This window comes from Qipengyuania xiamenensis (assembly GCF_019711495.1).
Lineage (GTDB): Bacteria > Pseudomonadota > Alphaproteobacteria > Sphingomonadales > Sphingomonadaceae > Qipengyuania > Qipengyuania xiamenensis.
This window is the reverse complement of the sequence record NZ_JAIGNM010000001.1, coordinates 39594-58370: the sequence shown is the minus strand read 5'-3', so window position 1 is coordinate 58370 and position 18777 is coordinate 39594. Positions and strand designations below refer to the sequence as shown.

Sequence of the window (18777 nt, the reverse complement as noted above, 5' to 3'; positions counted from 1 at the left end):
GATGCTGGCCCCGCCGGACGGGCGAGGCTGGAATTCTCGAATAAAGATGGACTCCATCGCCCTAAAGTAAAGGGGGAGGAATCGATAGCGCGCGCGCCTTGCCAGAGTGCATGGGCGCTGTCAAAGCGCAGGCCATATATGGATACGCTTTCGTGACATCGCACCGATTTTCTTCCCGTGGCCCGCTGACCGGACGCATCCGCGTGCCGGGCGACAAGTCGATCAGCCATAGATCGCTCATGTTCGGCGCCCTGGCTGTAGGACGCAGCCGCATCTCGGGCCTCCTCGAAGGCGAAGACGTGCTCGCGACAGCCGCCGCACTGCGGGCCATGGGCGCGAAGATCGAGAAGGACGGGGACGACTGGGTGGTCGACGGAGTGGGTGTCGGCACGCTGCTCCAGCCGCAACAGGCGCTCGACATGGGCAATTCGGGCACATCGACCCGCCTGCTCATGGGCCTTGTCGCGAGCCACGGCATCACCGCGACTTTCACGGGCGATGCCAGCCTGTCCAAGCGCCCCATGGGACGCGTCATCGATCCCCTTTCGACGATGGGTGCGAGCTTCACCCCCTCCCCCGGCGGCACGCTCCCGCTGGTGATGCAAGGCCTCCAGCCCGCCGTCCCGATCAGCTACCGCCTGCCTGTGGCATCGGCGCAAGTGAAGAGCGCGGTGCTGCTCGCCGGTCTCAATACGCCGGGCACCACTACCGTCATCGAGCCGGTGCCCACGCGCGACCATACCGAGCGCATGCTGCGCGGCTTCGGTGTCGATGTGCAGGTCGAAGAGCAGGACGGCGAGCGGATCATCAAGCTTACCGGCCCCTGCGACCTGCAGCCCTGTGACATCACCGTGCCGGGCGATCCGTCCTCAGCAGCGTTCTTCGCCGTTGCCGCGAGCATTGTGCCGGACAGCGACCTCGTGATCGAGAATGTCGGCCTCAACCCGACGCGCGACGGCATTTTCCGCGTGCTCAGGCAAATGGGCGCCAGCATAGACTATCTCGACGAACGCGAAGTCGGCGGTGAACCGGTGGCAGACCTTCGCGTGCGCTATGCCCAGCTCAAGGGCATCGAGGTCGACCCGGCTATCGCGCCGAGCATGATCGACGAGTTTCCCGTACTCTTCGTAGCAGGCGCGCTTGCGGAAGGTGCAACCGTCACGACCGGCCTCGAGGAATTGCGCGTGAAGGAAAGCGACCGTCTCGCCGCGATGGCAGCTGCGCTCAAACTGGCTGGTGCCGATATCGAAGAACGTGACGATGGCCTCGTCATTCGCGGCAGCGGAGGCAAGGCCCTGCCCGGTGGCGGCCCTGTCACCACCCACCTCGATCACCGTATCGCGATGAGCATGGCCGTCGCCGGCCTTGCCAGCGAGGCGGGCGTGGAAGTCGACAGCACCGAACCGATCGCTACCAGCTTCCCGAACTTCACGGCCTTGCTTGCAGAGGCCGCCTCGTGACTGGTCTCGACTGGGCGAGCATGGTCGGCTTCGTCGGGACAGCCTGCATCATCGGGGCCTACGCCTACCTGACCTACAAGGACGAGCCGAACCCCTTCATCCTGCACGGCACCAACCTCACCGGCGCCGCATTGCTGACCGTCTCTTTGCTGGTCCACACCAACTGGCCGAGCCTCGTCCTCGAAGGCTTCTGGGCGGCGATCGCGATCTGGGGCTTGGCGAAGGCACTGAAAAGCCGCAGGGAGCGCACATGATCATCGCCGTCGACGGACCGACTGCCTCCGGAAAAGGCACCATTGCAAAAGCTCTGGCCGAGCATTTCGGGCTGCCGCACCTCGATACGGGGCTCCTCTATCGCGCGGTCGGCTATCAGTGCGCCCGGAACAACGGCGAGCCCAGCTCGCTCGCCGATGCGCTTGCGGCCTGCGCCTTCGACGACAGCTTGCTCGACAATCCGGAACTGCGCACCGAGGAGGTCGGCGGGCTGGCGAGCCAGGTGTCGGTCCATCCTGCCGTGCGGCAGGCTCTCTTCGAACGCCAACGCGCCTTTGCCACGCAGGAAGGCGGCGCGGTCCTGGACGGACGGGACATCGGGACGGTCATCGCGCCCGAGGCCGATGCCAAGCTCTTCATCACGGCCAGCGTCGAAGCGCGGGCGCAGCGCCGCTTCCTCGAAATGCGCGGGCGAGGCGTCAAGGTGACGCTCCTGGAAATCCAGGACGACCTGCGCCGCCGTGACGAACGCGACCGCAATCGCGAGGTCGCACCCCTTGTCCCCGCAGCGGACGCCATGGTCATCGATACCAGCGCGCTGAACAAGGAAGAGGCGATCGAGGCCGCCATCGAGGCCGTGAAGCAGGCGCTTTAACGCTCCGATCCGGTCGGACTTGCCAATTTCGCCGCAAGGGCGCAGAAGACTGCCGTTTCCAGCTTGGTCGCCAATAGGTCGCACTCGGGTCGCTGCATGACAGCGAAACGCACGATGCGACAGCGCAGGCTGCGCTTCTCTGTCGAGACAGAGGAGAGAAGCAATGAAGAAGACCCTTATCCTTGCCGCCTTGGTCGGTCTGGCCGCCACGCCGGCGCAGGCCGAACACTGGGACGTCATCGGCTCGAAGCTCAAGGACGGCTGCACGATGGGCACCTACATGGCCATCGTGAAAGACTTCAACGAATGGGGCAAAGCCCACGGGTACAAGGCGACGATCCTAACCCCGATCCAGGACCGCGATCTCGAAACCTTCTGGTGGATCGGCAAGACCAAGGATGCAGCGACCTTCGGTGCGGCCTGGGACGCGTGGCGCAATGCCATGTCCGACCCCAATTCGACCGAGGCGAAACTGCAGGCCCGGTTCGACAAGTGCTCGGTAGACACTTCGCGTAGCGGCTACGACGCCTGGTAGGGCGGCCGCCATTCGGCTGAACGGGCGCTCGCACTGCACCAAATCCCTTGCTTTCCCGCGGGGTTTGCACTAGGCGCGCGCCCGTTCACCAAATCTACGGATTCGATGGACCTTCGCGGCGGCATCCGGCCTCGCGGAGATCACGGCCCTCTTGCCCCGTACGGCCCGTGCAATGGTGCGCAGGCAGACGGAGAAAGACCCCGGTAAAACCGGTGGCCGGTAGCAAACGTTAGTCAGGACTACACAACCTATGGCAACCTCAGCCAATCCCACCCGCGACGATTTCGCCGCAATGCTCGACGAGCAGCTCGGCGGCGCCGATGACGGCGGCTTCGAAGGCCGCGTTGTAAAGGGCACCGTCACCTCCATCGAAAACGGCATGGCCCACATCGATGTCGGCCTTAAGAGCGAAGGCCGCGTCGACCTCAAGGAATTCATGCGCGGCGAAGACGAGCACGGCCTCGAAGTCGGCTCGGAAGTCGAAGTATTCGTCGACCGCATCGAAAACGCAGACGGCGAAGCAATGCTGTCGCGTGACCGCGCACGCCGCGAAGCTGCATGGGACAAGCTCGAAAGCGAATTCGGCGAAGGCAAGCGCGTCGACGGTCGCATCTTCGGCCGCGTCAAGGGCGGCTTCACCGTCGACCTCGACGGCGCAGTGGCCTTCCTCCCCGGCTCGCAGGTCGACATCCGCCCCGTGCGCGACGTCACCCCGCTGATGGACATGCCGCAGCCCTTCCAGATCCTGAAGATGGACCGCCGCCGCGGTAACATCGTCGTTTCGCGTCGCGCGGTCCTCGAAGAGACCCGTGCAGAACAGCGCAGCGAACTGATCGACAAGCTGGCCGAAGGCCAGGTGATCGACGGCGTCGTCAAGAACATCACCGACTACGGCGCATTCGTCGACCTCGGCGGTATCGACGGCCTGCTCCACGTCACCGACATGAGCTACAAGCGCGTCAACCACCCCAGCGAAATGATCGAGATCGGCCAGACCGTGACCGTCCAGATCATCCGCATCAACGAAGACACCCAGCGCATCAGCCTCGGCATGAAGCAGCTGGAATCGGATCCGTGGGATGGCGTTTCGGCCAAGTACCCGGTCGGCATGAAGCTGACGGGCACCGTCACCAACATCACCGAATACGGCGCATTCGTCGAAATCGAGCCGGGCATCGAAGGCCTGGTCCACGTTTCGGAAATGAGCTGGACCAAGAAGAACGTCCACCCGGGCAAGATCGTCTCGACCTCGCAGGAAGTCGAAGTCATGGTCCTCGAAGTGGACAGCGAGAAGCGCCGCATTTCGCTCGGCCTCAAGCAGGCCCAGCGCAATCCGTGGGAAGAGTTCGCCGAGAAGCATCCGGTGGGCACCAAGGTCGAAGGCGAAGTCAAGAACGCCACCGAATTCGGCCTCTTCATCGGCCTCGATGGCGACGTCGACGGCATGGTCCACATGTCGGACATCGCATGGGGCATCTCGGGTGAAGACGCCCTCGCACTGCACCGCAAGGGCGAGCAGGTCGAAGCCGTCGTTCTCGACGTCGATACCGACAAGGAGCGCATCAGCCTCGGCATGAAGCAGCTCGAAAAGGGTGCTCCGACCGAAGCCGGCGCACAGAGCGACCTGCGCAAGAACCAGGTTGTCACCGTCACCGTCCTCGAAGTCCGCGATGGCGGCCTCGAAGTTCAGGTTGGCGAAGATGGCGCAACCGGCTTCATCAAGCGTTCGGACCTCGGCCGTGACCGTGACGAGCAGCGCTCGGATCGTTTCCAGCCGGGTGCCAAGGTCGACGCCATGGTCACCGGTTTCGACCGTTCGAAGAAGCCCACCTTCTCGATCAAGGCGCGTCAGATCGCCGAAGAGAAGGAAGCAGTTGCACAGTTCGGTTCGTCGGACTCGGGTGCATCGCTCGGCGACATCCTCGGCGAAGCGCTGAAGAAGAAGGAAGACTAAGCTCTTCCACCCTTCTCAAGGGTAATCAGGAAGGCCCGCTTGCTCACAGGAGCAGGCGGGCCTTTCCCTTTGGCGCTGGCAGGACTAGCCTTGCCGTCCTCAAGTAGCGAAGCGGTAGGACAGACTAAAACCCATGCTAGAAGTTCACCAGTTCCCCTGCCTGTCCGACAATTACGGATTTCTCCTCCACGATCCCGACAGCGGAGAGACTGCCGCGATCGATACGCCCGACGGCGCGGAATACCTCCGCCAGGCGGAGGCCAAGGGCTGGACGATCACGCAAATCTGGAACACGCACTGGCATCCTGACCATGCGGGCGGGAATAAGGCCATTGTCGAGGCGACGGGGGCCAAGGTCATTGCCCCGCACGAGGTGGAAAAGATCAGCCCGATCGACCGCGTCGTCGGCAATGGCGACAAGGTCGAACTTGGCGACTGGACCGCGCGCGTGATCGACGTGTCGGGCCACACCAACGGCCACATCGCCTACCACATCTCAGAGGCCGACACGGCATTCGTGGGCGACAGTGTCTTCGCACTGGGTTGCGGCCGGATGTTCGAAGGCGAACCGGAGCAATTCTGGCACAGCCTCGAGCGTATCCGGCAAATGCCCGAGAACACGCAGCTCTACTGCGCGCACGAATATACGGAGGCCAACGCCAAATTCGCGCTGCACGCCGATCCCGACAATGCTGCGCTCCAGCTTTATGCGGCACGGGTCGAGGAAAAGCGGGCCAAGGGGCAGCCGACCGTCCCCACCCTGCTCTCCCGCGAGCTCGAGACGAACCCGTTCCTGCGCGCCGACAATGCCGATTTGCGGGATCGCTGGGGCGGCACCAATCCGGCAGAAACCTTCGCAGCGCTAAGAGCTGCAAAGGACAATTTCTGACGATGAAGGCGCTTCAGGTTCGGAGCCTTAGCCCAGATTTGTCGGGTACCGGACTGGTCGACATCCCCTGCCCTGCAAGGTGTACTGGCGAGGTCTTGGTCCGCGTGCGCGCCGCCTCGCTCAACTATCCCGACTTGCTGATGACGCGCGGGGACTACCAGTTTAAACCGGAGCTCCCCTTCATTTCCGGACTGGAAATGGCAGGCGAAGTGATTGCCGCCGATCCCGACAGCGGATTTGCCGAAGGCGACCGCGTGATGGGTGGAGCCAAGACGGGCGCTTTTGCCGAGCAGGTCGCGCTACCCGCCAAGTCGCTTCGCGCGATTCCCGAGGACCTGGGCTTTGCGCAGGCGGCCGCAATGGGCGCGGCCTATCACACGGCCTATGTCGCACTGGTGGAACTGGGAGGCTTGGTGCCGGGTCAGACCGTCCTCGTCCATGGCGCGAGTGGCGGCGTGGGGCTCGCCGCCTGCGATCTCGCCAAGGCTCTCGGTGCCACAGTCATTGCCGCGACGCACCGCGAGGACAAACTCGATCATTTGCGGGATATTGCCCGGCCCAGTGCCGCAATCCTCAACACCGGTCGTTTCCGAGAGGAGGTTTCCGACCTGACCCATGGCCGGCTGTGCGGTCTCGTCTTCGATCCAGTCGGCGGCGACGTCTTCGACGAGAGCACGCGCTGCGTGACCTTCGGCGGAAAGCTGCTCGTGGTGGGCTTTGTGGCTGGAAGAATTCCCGAGATCGCGGTCAACATCCCGCTCATCAAGGGTTTCTCTGTCGTCGGCGTACGCGCTGGCGAATATGCGAGGCGATTCCCCGACCGTGGGAGGCGTATTTCCGCTGCATTGGACAAGCTCGCCTGCGAGGGGAAGATTACCCCTCACATCGACCGTACCCTGCCCCTTGCCGACTGGCGCGAGGCTTTCGAGGCGATGGACCGGGGCGAGATCATCGGGAAGATCGTGCTCACGCCCTGAACTGGAAGGCGCAACGAAAAAGGGCGACCCGAAGGCCGCCCTTTCAAATTCGCTTGTGTCCGGAAATCAGATCCCGGCGATCAGCTTGTCGGCCAGTGCCTTGTCGGCTTCGGCATCGTGCTTCTCGGCGATCAGCTTGCGGCTTGCGCCGGTGGCAGCGGCGACCGCGCGGTTGCGCACGTCTTCGACGGCTTCGCGCTCTGCAGCAGCGATCTTGTCTTCGGCCATGCGCTTGCGGCGCTCGACCATTGCCTTGCTGTCGGCTTCTGCCTTCTCGAGGATCGCGTCAGCTTCGTGCTGAGCGTTTTCGAGCATCGCTTCGGCGTCCTTTTCGGCGCCGGCAATCTTGTCGGCATATTCCTTGCGCAGCACTTCGGCTTCAGCGCGAAGCTGCTTGGCTTCTTCGAGCTGTTCCTTGATCGCAGCGATCTTGCTGTCGAGGCCGCCGGCGATGGTCTTGTGGACCTTGGCGCCGAAGAAAGCGAACACCAGCAGGACCAGCATCGAGATCGAAACGATCTGGAACGGCGCGAGGCCGAACAGTTCGGGCTCGTTATGCGTCGGAGCGCCGCCGTGACCGACTTCGGTATTCACCTCGGCCGCATCGGTTGCGATCACTTCGGGCAGGTCGGAAGTGGTCTGATTAGCCATGAGCCATCTGCTCCTTCACTGCCTTGGTCGCCACAGGCTTCGTCACCTTCACGCCAGCCAGCGTCTTGACGATGTCCTGCGCCGCTTCGACCGCAACGCTTTCCACTTCGGCAAGTGCAGCCATACGGGCTTCCTCGATGCGTGCTTCGGCATCGGCAAGCTTCTTGTCGATGCGCGTCTGCGCGGCCTTGAGCTTCTTTTCGGACTTGGCAGCAGCCTCGTCCTTGGCCTTGGTAACGATCGCCTGCGCAGCAGCGCGGTTTTCGTTCTCACGGACCCGCCAGGCTTCTTCCTGATCGTCGGCAGCGTCGCGCGCAGCCTTGGCAGCGGCGAGGTCGGCAGCGATCTGGCCGTCACGCTGGGCAACGGTTTCCATCACCTTGGGCACCATGCCCTTGCCGATGACGAAGAAGGTAATGCCGAAGAAGACCAGCAGCCAGAAGACCTGGCTGGACCATGTATCGGCAAGCTGTGCTATCTGGGGCATTGCAGCTCTCGAAAAGCGGGTGGCAGAAAAATTGCGGGCCGGTCAGGCGAACCCGACCGGCTCCGGAACATGATTTCGTCGATTAGGCGACGAAGATCAGGATCATGGCAACGACGAACGCCAGCAGGCCGAGAAGTTCGGCAGCGGCGAAGCCGATGAACAGGCGACCCTGCTGGCCGTCAGCGGCACCCGGGTTGCGCAGAGCGCTTTCGAGGAACGAACCGAAGACGTTACCAACGCCGATCGCAGCCATACCGGCACCGATTGCAGCGAGACCAGCGCCGATGAGCTTTGCAGCTTCCATTTCCATGACAAACTCCTTTGGAAAAACTTTTGAATTGAAGACTTAGTGAAGGTTCTCGGCGTCGTTGATGTACAGCGACGTCAGAAGAGCGAAAACGTAGGCCTGGATGCCGGCCACCAGCAGCTCGAGAGCGCAGATGCCGATCATCAGGATGAAGCTGGGCAGACCGACCAGGAGGCCGAAACCGGCGCCAGCATTCGTACCGTCGATCACGAAGCTCGACAGGACTTCCAGCAGCACGTGCCCGGCCATCATGGCCACGAACAGTCGCAGGCCGAGGCTGAAGGGGCGCACCATGAAGGAGATGAATTCGATCGGCGCGATCACGGGCACCATCGGCAGCGGCGTGCCGTGCGGCACGAAGAGGCTGAAGAAGTGCAGGCCGTGGCGCCAGAAGCCGACGATCAGGACGATCGAGAAGCTGATGATCGCGAGCACACCGGTCACGGTGAAGTGGCTGGTGAAGGTGAACGGGTGAATCCCGGCGATACCCAGCGGCAGCAGGCCGAGGAGGTTCGCGAACAGGATGAACATGAAGAGGCTGAAGACATAGGGCACATACTTGCGCCCGGCCTTGCCGATGTTCGCTTCCAGCATGTTGTCGATGAAGCCGGTGAAGGTCTCCACCATCATCTGCCAGCGACCGGGCACCAGCTCACGCTTCATGCCACCAAGCACGAAGAGGAAGAGCACCACGGTGGTGATCAGCATCCACATCGCGGAATTGGTGAAGGCGATATTGTATCCGGCCAGTTCCCAATTATCCGAGCCGCCAAGGGCCTGGATGGTGAACTGGTACATCGGATCGACTTTGGCCTGTTCGGCTGCCACGTCTGGAATTCCCTAAATCCTGTAACGAAAGCCCTGCAATGCCCCCTAGGGGGTCACTCGCCGGGCTTCTGATTTGCCGCGCGGATAATGTTCCTGAAGGCCACGACTATTCCGAGGAACAGACCGACCAGCAGACCCCATGGGTTGGTATCGGTAAAGTAGCCGATGGCGTAACCGATGACCGTACCACCAAGAAGCCCCCCGAGCAGGTCAGCCAGAACACGGTTGCCGCTGCGATAGTTCGCATCGGCCCCGGAACCGGTCTTGCGGTTGCGTTGATCTTCGCGCTGCTGGGCGGCACTGAGCCGCTTCTCCAGCGCGTCAATCCGCGCATCCTCCTCGATGGGTTTCCGTGCGGGTTCGTCGTCGCTCATGCCTTACTCCTTAAAGGGGGTTGCGCGGCACGCGCAGGGACTTGCCCGCCAAGGGCGCCGCCCCCTTAGAAGGGGGGCATTGGGGAGTCAACATGGAGAGCCGCCCAAATACCCCTCTCCCGTTGCAAAAAAGCCTCCCCCCGGCTCGAAGCAGGGGAGAGGCTCCTAATTCGGTCGGTCCGGACCGCGTCAGGGACAGCGCGAATCGCGCATCGGCGGAGCGTCGGTGCGGGTCTGCCAGCTGCCGTCGGGGGCCTGGTATTTCTCGCCCGGTACGGTCTTTGCAATCGCGATGCATCCGGCGGTCAGCGCGTATTCCTCGAGCGTAGCGTTCGATTCCTGCGCCTTTTCCGAATAAACGGCCCGTCGCTTGATGTTGATGTCGTTTACTATCCGACGCAGTTCCGGCGTTTCCGCCACCACGATGCCGAGGTAGCCGTCCATCTTCTCGCCAACTTCGCCCGCTGCGCGTGCAGCGGCATAGGCAGGGTCGCGCTGGGCGTAAGCCGGTGCGGCGATACCGCCGAGCGCCGTCGCAATCGCGGCGCCTGTCAGGATAGCCTTGGTAACTCGCTTGGTCATAAAATCACCCATCAGAAAATATCCGCATTTTCCTCGATCGTATTGCCCGCATCTTCCGCGAGCCGGTAGATCACTTCCTGGCGAATGTTCACATTCAGCTCGATCACGATCGGCTTGTCCGGTGCTTCCACCGTGATGCAGCCCGCCAGCGTGAGCGAGGCCAATGCGGCCACCGCCATCTTCTTTATTCCGCGCATGCCCTGTTTTCCCTGCATTATGCCGGTTGTCGCAAGGCCTCCGCGGTCCGTCAATTCATCGCTTGTCATAGGCCTTGCTCGCTTTCCTCGTCCTGAATGGTGGGTTCATCCGGAATCACGTCTTCCGGATCGATATCGGGTTCCACTTCCTCGCCGGTGATCGATCGGCGCAGCAGCCGCTTGCCATCGTCGCTGAGCAGGCCCAGCTCGCGCGGATCGCGCACGGAGGCGGGGTCGTACATCGACTTGATGGACGTAAGCAGCTGGTAGAACTGCGCACGGATATTGATGCGGAACTGGATCGGCAGGTCCGCAATCTGGCGGGTTATGAAATTGGTTTCGGCATCTTCGCCCTGCCGCACGCCGTCGAAACGCACCTGCGTCACGATCTCGCCGGTGAGCGGTCCGTTCATGATCACGCGCATCTGCGAATAATCGAGGCTGCGCAGCGCATCGAAGGCGAAGTTGGCGATGGTGGACAAGTCTTCGTAAGTCAGCTCGCCGACATAGGAGATATTGCCCCCGGGCGGCCGCGAGATAAGGATGCTGTCCTCGATCCGGCCATTGCCGTCGGTGTCGAAGATGATCGGGACAGTGCCGTCGAAAATGCCGGTCGCCGAGATATTCTCGAGCTCCATCTGGGCGACGAATTGCGCCGCATCCAGCCCGACGATCTCAAAGATATAGGCCCGCTCCTCGCTGACACCAAGATTGAGGTCGACCTCGCGCAGGATCAACTGGCCGCCCATGAAGGGCCAGCTGCCGCCGCTCACGGCCAGCAATTCGCCATTTTCGAGGCGGAACTCCACCTCTCCGTCGAAAACCTCGATACCCGGATTGACCGAGCCGACGCGGATCTTCTGGTCTGGCGCAGTCGTGAGATTGAGCAGGTCGGTAAACTCAACCGTGCCGCTGGCTCCCTTCACCGGTCCGAAAGCCGCGGCGAAATCGAGATTGTCGGACGAGAAGGACCCGGTGCTGGTCACCTCGCCATCGGAAGCCCAGTAAATCCGGCCCTCCCCCGTAATCACGCCTTCCGCATTGGCGATGACGCCCAATGCAAGTTGGCTCAGGTCTTCGGGCTGCAACTGATCGTCGAACCGCAGGCCGTCGATGTCGAGTTCGGCATATCCGCTGCTGGTTGCGAGGTTGTGGCGGATATCGACATCGGTAACGACCCGGTCTGAGCCGGGATTGCGGAGGGTCGCTTCGGCATTGATGATATTGTCGAACAGCGTAAGCGACGCGCCCCTCGCGACCAGTGGCTCGAACCTCTCCTCTTCACTGCGGTCAATCAGACGGAAGCTGGCATCCGCGATCGCCAGCCTGCCATCGGTATAATCCCAATTACCTGCCGTGTTGACGAGGGTCATCGGTACCGCGGCAAGCGCGATTTCTGCATCTGCAAAAGTACCCGAGATGTTTTCACCGATCTCGGCGTCCAGATCGGAAATCACGAAACGGCTGGCGCTTTCCGCAGGGCCCAGAGAGATATCGAGACCACGCGCGCGGACCGTGCCGGGATAGGCGAATCCGACCGGCCCGCTCGCGATGCGGATCGGCGTATCGCCGAGGCTTCCGGCGAGTTCGAGCGACGGCGCTCCGGCGGCAAACGTCAGCCCGCCCGCACCATTGGTCACAATGGCTCCGCCAGTAGGCGGGCACAGTGTGAGACCCGGGCCTTCGATCGCGAGATCGGCAAGGGCCAGGCGGTCGAACGATACGCGGGTACACTCGCGCCACATGGCGAGCGTTCCATTCGGCTCCCACCGTCCCTTCACGGGAAGCGAAAGCCCTTCCACCGCGCCGCCGGGCAGCGGTCCGCTCGCCTCGACATTGCCTGCAAAGCCGAGTGCCCCGCTCGAAGATTGTGCAATGGTTATGCCGGGAATTGCAATGCGCGACGGTCCGGCCTCGTACGGGGCCATCGACAGGCGGAAAACCGCGTCGTCTGCACCTGTACGCTCCATCCGGCCAATGATGCGGGGAATGCCCGGACCGCCTGTGGCGATATTTCCGGAGAAGCGTGCAGCCTCGTCACCAGCCGCGCTCATTTCGAAGCGCGACAGGGACAGAATTCGGGCCCCGCTGCCGCCGGTCATATCGACCCGCGGAATCAGGAGAAGCGTATCGTCCGCGTCGGAACGGTATGTCACCTGACCCGAGAGCGAGCTTCCCCGGGCTTCGGCCTGCAACGCGGCGCCGATACGCCGCGCTATCGGCTCGAGCAGCGTCCCCTCACCCGAAGACGCAAGGGTCTGGATTGCGGACGCTGCATCGTTTCCGAGCCTGAGGCCGTTGCCCTCGATATCGCTTTCGATTTCCATGCGGGCGAAGTTCTCTCGCACACGCATGACGCCCTCGGCAGTGACGACGGCTGCGAGCACCTGCGGGCTTTCCGCACCGCGTAGCGCAAGCGTATATCGCGCATTGGCGTCCTCACCGCGCAGCTGGGCGCGGATGGTGCCTGTCAGCGATTGTGCTGAGAAATCGGCATAGCGCGCATCGCCCGCCTCGATCCGCGCCGTAAGCGAAGGATCGCTGAGTTCGGAATTCATCCCCACTTCGATATCGGCAACCATGTCGGCAAGGGCGAGCTCCATCCCCGGACAACTCGCGCCCGACGACCGCAGCGGTCCCGAGAAGGAAGGCTCGCCGGCGGAAGTTTCGAGCTGTCCGTAAATCGTCGTGCCTTCCGCTTCGCATCCCTCGAATGCCAGTTCGGGTGCCGTGGCCGCGAAGATGCCTGCAAACCCGTTGTATAGCCCGCCATTGCCTTCCAGCTTCAGCCCGACCGGACCGTAATCGGTCTCGATCAACCCGCGCCCGTCGACGATCTTCAGGTCTATCTGAGGCAGGCCCGGCGGCGCTTCGCTGTCCCCGAAGATAAGCGGATCGAGCGAACCGAAACTCAATTCGCCGTCGACATAGCGTCCGTAGAGCCGCGGGTTGAACAGCCTTACTTCGCCGATTTCGGGCAGGCCGATTTTGTGCTGGAGCCTTATGACGACACGTTCGGCCGTGAAATCCGGCTGGTCGGGATCGCCCAGCACAAGATTGGAGATGATCTGGGTCCGGCCTCCGACACGCGCGATATCGTAAGTTGCCGGAATATTGTTGGCTGCCAGCTGGTCGCGGATGAGATCATTAACGATCCGCTCACGGCTCGCCCAGGCCACCAGTGCGACGGCTATCAGGACGAGAATCGACAGGCCGGGAATGGCCCAGCGCTTCTTGCGCCAGCGCGGCCTTCCTGTTTTCAAATCAAGATCTTCGGACCCGTCCATTCAACCCCACACTTGCGCGCATCGCGGCAGGAAGGCAATGCAAGGCATTGAAACGCTTGGGGGGAGAAAAAGGTTGCCGGAAGCGGCGAATAACGCGTCGGCACATGCCGGCACCGGCCATCGCGAGCGTTTGCGGCAACGCCTTTTGAAGGGCGGCGCCGACGCATTGGCCGATTACGAGCTGCTGGAATTCCTCCTGTTCTCGGCCATTCGCCAAGGCGACACCAAGCCTCTGGCGAAGCGCCTCATCGAACGGTTCGGAAGTTTTGCGAGCGTGCTCGATGCCGACCCGGGCGCACTCGCGCAGGTCAAGGGCATGGGAACCGCCAGCGCCGCCGCCCTGCATGCCGTTTCCCTTGCCGCGCGGCGCAAGGCGCGCGGAACGGTCGAGCAGAAGCCGGTGCTCGGCAGCTGGCAGGCGCTGCTCGACTATCTCGCAATCGACATGGGCGACCTGAAGCACGAACGCGTGCGCGTCCTCTATCTCGATACCCGCAACCGCCTGATCGACGACCATCTCGCCGCCGAAGGATCAATTGACGAGGCGGCCATCCATCCGCGCGAGGTGATCCGCCGCGCGTTTGACAAGGGCGCTAGCGCGCTGATCCTTGTCCACAACCACCCCAGCGGCGATCCCGAACCGAGCCGAGCGGACATCAAGATCACCAGCCGCATCGCAGAGGCCGGACGCCTGCTGGGTATCACCGTCCACGATCACGTGATCGTAGGGCGCGGCACCCATGTATCGCTCAGGGCCAAGGGCCTGATCTAATCCAAGGCAGGTCTAGTCGACCTTGATCTGGTGCAGGTCGTACCGCGCCTTGAGTTCGGGCGAAATACGCAGGGCGATTTCGATATCTTCGCGGCCACCCTTGTCGCCCATCGCAAGGCGAACCGCTCCGCGAAGGTAATGCGATGCCGACAGGCCCGGGCTGAGTTCCAGCGCGCTGTCGAGATCGGCCAGCGCGGCATCGTAATTGCCCATGCGATAGTGGACCATCGCCCGGCTATCGAGCATCGGTGCGCTGTTGTTCGCCCGCTCGATCGCGCGGGTGCAGACGTCGAGTGCGCCTTCGAGCCCGGTATTGAAGAGCCCGCGGAACCAGCAGTCGGCATTGAGACCGTCTGCATTCTGGGGCTTGTCGGCGGTTTCCTCTGCCAGCGCGGCGAGCGCGGCGGCCTTATCGCCCTTCAGGCCCATGACGGTCGCATAGGTGCCGGCATATCCGGAACTGTCGTCATCGGAGATCGGCAGGCTTTCGAGCAGTTCGAGCGCGTCATCGTAGCGGCCTTCGTAAGCCATCATCTCGGCGAGCTGCATCGCGGTCCAGTTTTCCGGTTCGATGTCATAGGCGCTCTGGAGATCGGCAATCGCGTCTTCTGCGCGGCCCAGCGAATAGAGGATGCCCGCGCGCCACTGCAGCACGTTTGCGGAGGTGTTCTTCTCCACCAGCACGTCGACATCGGCCAGCGCGTCCTCGAACCGGTAGATATCGTTGAAGAAGCCTGCCCGCGCAGTGAGCGGGGTGTAATCGTCCTCTTCGGCGAACTCGATCGCCTTGCCGTATTCGGCTATGATCGGCGCGACACGCTTGTCGAGTTCCCTGCGGTCGAGTTCCCAGCGCCACACGACATCTTCGGGTGCGACCAGGCGGCTTTCCTCGCTGGCATAGCGCCGCACTGCCCGCTTCACTTCGGGAAGCTGATCCGGCGCAATCTCGCCGAGGTTCTGGATGATCTCCACCTCGCCAGAGAAACGGTTACCCTGGAGGCCAGAAAGCCCGGAAATTCGCGTATTGGCGTAGTTCGCCTCAAGCTTCTCGGTGCCTTCGTAAACGAAGCCGGTCATGTCATCCGGCAGGATCAGTTCGCCGATGATGCGATTGCGCATCGGCCCGTTCGTCGCGACGGGAATCTCCCGCCATTCCGGCTTGGCACGGTTCGCATTGAAGGCAGCGTTGGGTGCCATATCGGATTCGACGACAAGGCGGCCCTGCTTCCACTGGAATTCGGAATTCGCGATACCGGTGACGGTCAGCGTACCGACCGCCTGCTCGTCATCATATTCAAGCGCAACGGAACTCACCGCACCGCCGCCGTTGCTGTTTGCAAAGCTCTTCCCGACCTGACGCAGCGAGTCCTCGTCGGCTTCGTCCGCCATCTTGCGGAAGCCCGCGCCTTGCGCGCCGTAGAACTGCATTTCGAGCGTAAAGAGCGCCGGCAGGTCGATGCCCGCCGAATAATCCGACACGACCGACATCACCATGGTCGGAGAAGGCTGGTCGCGCTGCGTCATCTCCACCAGATCGTTGCCTTCGGCGGTCAGCGGCAGCGCGTAATAGAAAGGCGGAACAGCAGCCATGTTCGAAAGGCGGGTCGCTGCGCTCGTGCCGTCCAGCCAGTAGTCCTTGCCGTCGATCGTCGCGCGCACGATCATGTGGTCGAAATTTCCCGGCACCGGCAGCAGTTCGGGGATCGCGTCACCGCCGCGTGTTTTCACCAGCACGGTCTGCGACTGGATGCCCATTTCGCTGAGCAGCGCATGGAGCAGGACCGACTTTGCCTTGCAGTCACCATACCGCTTTTCCCACGTCAGATCGGCGTCCTGCGGCAGGTAGTTCCCGCCATCGAGGCCGTTGAGAAGGTAGCTGACCTCGTCCTGGACCAGCTGGGTAGCCAGCGCGGCGCGATGAAGCGAATCTTCGGTTTTGGCCATGATGGCGCGGGCCTGCGCAGCGATTTCGCTGCCGGGTTCGACCTGCGCGGCCTTGGTGAAGTGCGGCTCCATGGTGCGCGAGAGTTCCTGCCAATCGGCATAGGTGCCGACCCGCAGGACCGGAGCGCGCTTGAAACGCGACGGCGCATCGTAGGGCATCTCCGGCATTTCAGCGAGCGGAAGAGTGACCTCGATCCGCTTCTGGCCGTCCTTCGAAATCGGATCGCCCAATTCTGCGTGATCCTCGGCGCGCCAGTAGATCTGCTCGTCCTCGGGCCAGCTGACGATCGTGCGGGCGAAACCGACCTGCCACGGCTCGGTCCACAGATATTGGAGAACCTGCATCTCATCGCCCAGCGCCTGGTCATCGATCGTGACCGAATGCGTTACGCGCAGGATATCGCCAACCTGAAGGCCCGGCACCGCGAGCGTTGCGGTGAGCTGCCCGTCGAGCAAGCGCTGCTCGAGGCCCTGCTCGCGCCGGATGACATCGAATTCGGCGCCCTGCCCGATCACGTCGATGCTTTCACCGGCACGCTGGATTTCCACGCGGTGGATGGTCAAGTCGCCCTTGTCCGGCAGCCAGCTGAGCGAGATAGTGCCGTGCTCCATCAGCGCCTGCGGATTGTCGATCCGGGTCGCGGTATCGCTGTAGCTGGTGACGATGCCGTCTTCGAGGCGATGTTGCCAATCCATGATGAGCGCAGCCGGACCTTCCGACGCGGCCTCTGCCTCAAGCGAAGCGGGTTCGACCCATTCCGATGCCTCTCCGTAGAGGACCTCCTCACCAGCAAAGGCTGGCGCGGCAATGGCATAAAGACAGACACTGCTGGCCAGGGCAGCAAGGCGGAGTTTCGAAGCGCTCAATTTATCGATCATGAAGCACAGTCTACCGCAGACTGGAACAGGATCAACGGCAATCCGATGAAAAGCGACGAACCGTTTCAGTCGTTATGCACGCCCGAGTGCTCGATGTTCGCCTTTATCGCCAAATTGCGGGAGTGCATCTTGAATAATTCTTGTCATCTTTTGCCGGTCTGCAAAGCAAAAATGGCATATTTCAAGATCGGGTATTCGCGCATAGCCTGTTTGATAAGCAACATTGCGATGAAAAACATCGGTCGCGCACGAGCCATGATTGCGTCGGCTATCGCGCCACTCGATCCGGAATAGCAATTCGATGCGCCCCAGTCTTGAAGTGGTACGCGAATAGGGCTGTGAATTGGCTCAATTGCACCGGTTTGCGGGCTTGAATTTCCGGCCTTCCCGCTCTAGCCGCGCAGGCAAATCCCAGCTCTCTTCCCATCCCGGAGTCTCCCATGGTCCCCCGCTACGCCCGCCCCGCAATGACTGCCATCTGGGAGCCGGAGGCACGCTACCGCATCTGGTTCGAAATCGAGGCGCATGCGACCGAGAAGCTGGGCGAGCTGGGCGTGGTCCCCAAGAGCGCCGCCAAGGCACTGTGGGACTGGTGGGCCACCGACCCGGTCATCGACGTACCCGCTATCGATGCGATCGAGGCGGTCACCAAGCACGACGTCATCGCCTTCCTCACCTGGGTGGCGGAGAATGTCGGCGAGGAAGCGCGTTTCATGCACCAGGGCATGACCAGCTCCGACGTGCTCGACACGACGCTGGCCGTGCAGCTGGCGCGCTCGACCGACCTGCTGCTCGAAGACCTCGATGACCTGCTCGCTGCCATCAAGCGCCGCGCGGAAGAGCACAAGTACACGCCGACCATCGGCCGCAGCCACGGCATCCATGCAGAGCCGGTCACCTTTGGCCTCAAGCTCGCGCAGGCCTATGCCGAATTCGACCGCTGCAAGAAGCGCCTGATCGCCGCGCGCGAGGAAATCGCCACCTGCGCGATCTCCGGCGCGGTCGGCACCTTCGCCAATATCGATCCGAGCGTGGAAGCCTATGTCGCCGAGAAGATGGGCCTCACGGTCGAGCCTGTCTCCACGCAGGTCATTCCGCGCGACCGCCACGCCATGTATTTCGCGACGCTGGCCGTGATCGCGGGCAGCATCGAGCGCCTTGCCGTCGAAGTCCGCCACCTCCAGCGCACCGAAGTGCTGGAAGCGGAAGAGTTCTTCTCCAAAGGCCAGAAGGGCTCGAGCGCGATGCCGCACAAGCGCAACCCGATCCTGACCGAAAACCTCACCGGCCAGGCGCGCATGATCCGCGCCTACGCCCTGCCCGCGCTCGAAAACGTGGCGCTGTGGCACGAGCGCGATATCTCGCACTCCTCGGTCGAGCGTTTCATCGGCCCTGACGCGACCATCACGCTCGATTTCGCCCTCGCCCGCCTCACCGGCGTGGTCGACAAGCTGCTCGTCTACCCCGAGCGCATGCAGGCGAACATGGATCGGATGGGCGGACTCATCCACTCGCAGCGTGTCCTGCTCGCCCTCACCCAGAACGGCGTGAGCCGCGAAGATGCCTATCGCCTCGTCCAGCGCAACGCGATGAAGGTGTGGGAATCCGACGGCAAGCTGATGCTCCTCGACCTGCTCAAGGCCGACGAGGAAGTGACCGCTGCGCTGACCGAAGAGCAGCTCGAGGAACGCTTCGACCTCGACTACCACTTCAAACAGGTGGACACGATCTTCGACCGGGTCTTCGGCTAGACGCGCGCAGCTTGTCGGCCTAGCATCGCGCTACA

At 62.6% G+C, this 18777-nt stretch carries 19 protein-coding genes; 10 read left to right on the top strand and 9 right to left on the bottom strand.

The window, feature by feature from the left end; all coding sequences use genetic code 11:
* Positions 1-110 precede the first annotated feature (110 nt).
* From aroA to K3165_RS00295, 7 genes are all read left to right on the top strand, one after another.
* The gene (aroA, locus tag K3165_RS00325) at positions 111-1460 is read left to right on the top strand and encodes a 3-phosphoshikimate 1-carboxyvinyltransferase (RefSeq protein ID WP_221546901.1); all 1350 of its coding nucleotides are present in this window, start codon (positions 111-113) and stop codon (positions 1458-1460) included.
* Between the two features lie 20 nt (positions 1461-1480).
* Positions 1481-1714 (top strand): CBU_0592 family membrane protein, encoded by a 234-nt coding sequence (locus tag K3165_RS00320; protein WP_221548272.1) that lies wholly within the window; start codon positions 1481-1483, stop codon positions 1712-1714.
* The gene (gene cmk, locus K3165_RS00315; protein WP_221546900.1) at positions 1711-2328 is read left to right on the top strand and encodes a (d)CMP kinase; all 618 of its coding nucleotides are present in this window, start codon (positions 1711-1713) and stop codon (positions 2326-2328) included. The genes K3165_RS00320 and cmk overlap by 4 nt, the downstream gene beginning before the upstream one ends.
* Before the next feature lie 163 nt (positions 2329-2491).
* Positions 2492-2863 (top strand): hypothetical protein, encoded by a 372-nt coding sequence (locus K3165_RS00310; RefSeq protein WP_221546899.1) that lies wholly within the window; start codon positions 2492-2494, stop codon positions 2861-2863.
* A 250-nt stretch (positions 2864-3113) separates the two neighbouring features.
* Positions 3114-4817, top strand: a complete 1704-nt coding sequence (gene rpsA / locus K3165_RS00305; protein WP_221430953.1) for a 30S ribosomal protein S1 — start codon at positions 3114-3116, stop codon at positions 4815-4817.
* 133 nt (positions 4818-4950) lie between these two features.
* Positions 4951-5706 (top strand): hydroxyacylglutathione hydrolase, encoded by a 756-nt coding sequence (gloB, locus tag K3165_RS00300; RefSeq protein ID WP_221546898.1) that lies wholly within the window; start codon positions 4951-4953, stop codon positions 5704-5706.
* A 2-nt stretch (positions 5707-5708) separates the two neighbouring features.
* Positions 5709-6683, top strand: a complete 975-nt coding sequence (locus K3165_RS00295) for an NADPH:quinone oxidoreductase family protein (RefSeq protein ID WP_221546897.1) — start codon at positions 5709-5711, stop codon at positions 6681-6683.
* A 66-nt stretch (positions 6684-6749) separates the two neighbouring features.
* Here K3165_RS00295 and K3165_RS00290 read toward each other — a convergent pair whose 3' ends face one another.
* From K3165_RS00290 to K3165_RS00255, 8 genes are all read right to left on the bottom strand, one after another.
* Positions 6750-7334, bottom strand: a complete 585-nt coding sequence (locus K3165_RS00290) for a F0F1 ATP synthase subunit B (protein WP_221546896.1) — start codon at positions 7332-7334, stop codon at positions 6750-6752.
* The gene (locus K3165_RS00285) at positions 7327-7821 is read right to left on the bottom strand and encodes a F0F1 ATP synthase subunit B family protein (protein WP_221546895.1); all 495 of its coding nucleotides are present in this window, start codon (positions 7819-7821) and stop codon (positions 7327-7329) included. Before K3165_RS00285 ends, K3165_RS00290 begins: the two co-directional genes overlap by 8 nt.
* 82 nt (positions 7822-7903) lie before the next feature.
* On the bottom strand, positions 7904-8131 hold the full coding sequence (locus K3165_RS00280) for a F0F1 ATP synthase subunit C (RefSeq protein WP_006832363.1): 228 nt from the start codon (positions 8129-8131) through the stop codon (positions 7904-7906).
* A gap of 36 nt (positions 8132-8167) precedes the next feature.
* Positions 8168-8956, bottom strand: a complete 789-nt coding sequence (locus K3165_RS00275; protein WP_345720120.1) for a F0F1 ATP synthase subunit A — start codon at positions 8954-8956, stop codon at positions 8168-8170.
* A gap of 53 nt (positions 8957-9009) precedes the next feature.
* Positions 9010-9330: an AtpZ/AtpI family protein gene (locus K3165_RS00270; protein ID WP_221546894.1), complete on the bottom strand. Its 321-nt coding sequence runs from the start codon at positions 9328-9330 to the stop codon at positions 9010-9012.
* A 189-nt stretch (positions 9331-9519) separates the two neighbouring features.
* Positions 9520-9912, bottom strand: coding sequence for a YdbL family probable chaperone protein (locus K3165_RS00265; RefSeq protein ID WP_221546893.1), 393 nt, complete (start codon positions 9910-9912; stop codon positions 9520-9522).
* A gap of 11 nt (positions 9913-9923) precedes the next feature.
* Positions 9924-10109: a YnbE family lipoprotein gene (locus K3165_RS00260; RefSeq protein ID WP_247713839.1), complete on the bottom strand. Its 186-nt coding sequence runs from the start codon at positions 10107-10109 to the stop codon at positions 9924-9926.
* 65 nt (positions 10110-10174) lie between these two features.
* Positions 10175-13396, bottom strand: a complete 3222-nt coding sequence (locus K3165_RS00255) for an intermembrane phospholipid transport protein YdbH family protein (protein WP_221546891.1) — start codon at positions 13394-13396, stop codon at positions 10175-10177.
* Between the two features lie 37 nt (positions 13397-13433).
* Between K3165_RS00255 and radC the strand changes: the two genes are divergently transcribed.
* A complete protein-coding gene (gene radC / locus K3165_RS00250; RefSeq protein ID WP_221546890.1) occupies positions 13434-14168 on the top strand; it encodes a RadC family protein in 735 nt (244 codons plus the stop codon).
* 12 nt (positions 14169-14180) lie between these two features.
* Here radC and K3165_RS00245 read toward each other — a convergent pair whose 3' ends face one another.
* A complete protein-coding gene (locus tag K3165_RS00245; protein WP_221546889.1) occupies positions 14181-16991 on the bottom strand; it encodes a DUF3857 domain-containing protein in 2811 nt (936 codons plus the stop codon).
* A 45-nt stretch (positions 16992-17036) separates the two neighbouring features.
* Here K3165_RS00245 and K3165_RS00240 point away from each other — a divergent pair, with 45 nt between their 5' ends.
* Together K3165_RS00240 and purB are read left to right on the top strand one after the other, a co-directional pair.
* Positions 17037-17285, top strand: a complete 249-nt coding sequence (locus K3165_RS00240) for a hypothetical protein (protein ID WP_221546887.1) — start codon at positions 17037-17039, stop codon at positions 17283-17285.
* Between the two features lie 146 nt (positions 17286-17431).
* Complete coding sequence (gene purB, locus K3165_RS00235) at positions 17432-18742, top strand: adenylosuccinate lyase (RefSeq protein WP_221546886.1); 1311 nt, start codon at positions 17432-17434, stop codon at positions 18740-18742.
* Positions 18743-18777: the final 35 nt, after the last annotated feature.

Bases quoted from the DNA above. Each gene is read 5' to 3' on its own strand.
- radC (WP_221546890.1), top strand. From the start codon at position 13,434: ATGCAAGGCATTGAAACGCTTGGGGGGAGAAAAAGGTTGCCGGAAGCG.
- K3165_RS00280 (WP_006832363.1), bottom strand. From the start codon at position 8,131: ATGGAAATGGAAGCTGCAAAGCTCATCGGCGCTGGTCTCGCTGCAATC.
- K3165_RS00290 (WP_221546896.1), bottom strand. From the start codon at position 7,334: ATGGCTAATCAGACCACTTCCGACCTGCCCGAAGTGATCGCAACCGAT.
- K3165_RS00260 (WP_247713839.1), bottom strand. From the start codon at position 10,109: ATGCGCGGAATAAAGAAGATGGCGGTGGCCGCATTGGCCTCGCTCACG.
- cmk (WP_221546900.1), top strand. From the start codon at position 1,711: ATGATCATCGCCGTCGACGGACCGACTGCCTCCGGAAAAGGCACCATT.
- K3165_RS00265 (WP_221546893.1), bottom strand. From the start codon at position 9,912: ATGACCAAGCGAGTTACCAAGGCTATCCTGACAGGCGCCGCGATTGCG.
- K3165_RS00245 (WP_221546889.1), bottom strand. From the start codon at position 16,991: ATGATCGATAAATTGAGCGCTTCGAAACTCCGCCTTGCTGCCCTGGCC.
- K3165_RS00240 (WP_221546887.1), top strand. From the start codon at position 17,037: ATGAAAAGCGACGAACCGTTTCAGTCGTTATGCACGCCCGAGTGCTCG.
- K3165_RS00255 (WP_221546891.1), bottom strand. From the start codon at position 13,396: ATGGACGGGTCCGAAGATCTTGATTTGAAAACAGGAAGGCCGCGCTGG.
- K3165_RS00285 (WP_221546895.1), bottom strand. From the start codon at position 7,821: ATGCCCCAGATAGCACAGCTTGCCGATACATGGTCCAGCCAGGTCTTC.
- aroA (WP_221546901.1), top strand. From the start codon at position 111: ATGGGCGCTGTCAAAGCGCAGGCCATATATGGATACGCTTTCGTGACA.
- purB (WP_221546886.1), top strand. From the start codon at position 17,432: ATGGTCCCCCGCTACGCCCGCCCCGCAATGACTGCCATCTGGGAGCCG.
- K3165_RS00320 (WP_221548272.1), top strand. From the start codon at position 1,481: ATGGTCGGCTTCGTCGGGACAGCCTGCATCATCGGGGCCTACGCCTAC.
- K3165_RS00270 (WP_221546894.1), bottom strand. From the start codon at position 9,330: ATGAGCGACGACGAACCCGCACGGAAACCCATCGAGGAGGATGCGCGG.
- K3165_RS00310 (WP_221546899.1), top strand. From the start codon at position 2,492: ATGAAGAAGACCCTTATCCTTGCCGCCTTGGTCGGTCTGGCCGCCACG.
- gloB (WP_221546898.1), top strand. From the start codon at position 4,951: ATGCTAGAAGTTCACCAGTTCCCCTGCCTGTCCGACAATTACGGATTT.
- rpsA (WP_221430953.1), top strand. From the start codon at position 3,114: ATGGCAACCTCAGCCAATCCCACCCGCGACGATTTCGCCGCAATGCTC.
- K3165_RS00295 (WP_221546897.1), top strand. From the start codon at position 5,709: ATGAAGGCGCTTCAGGTTCGGAGCCTTAGCCCAGATTTGTCGGGTACC.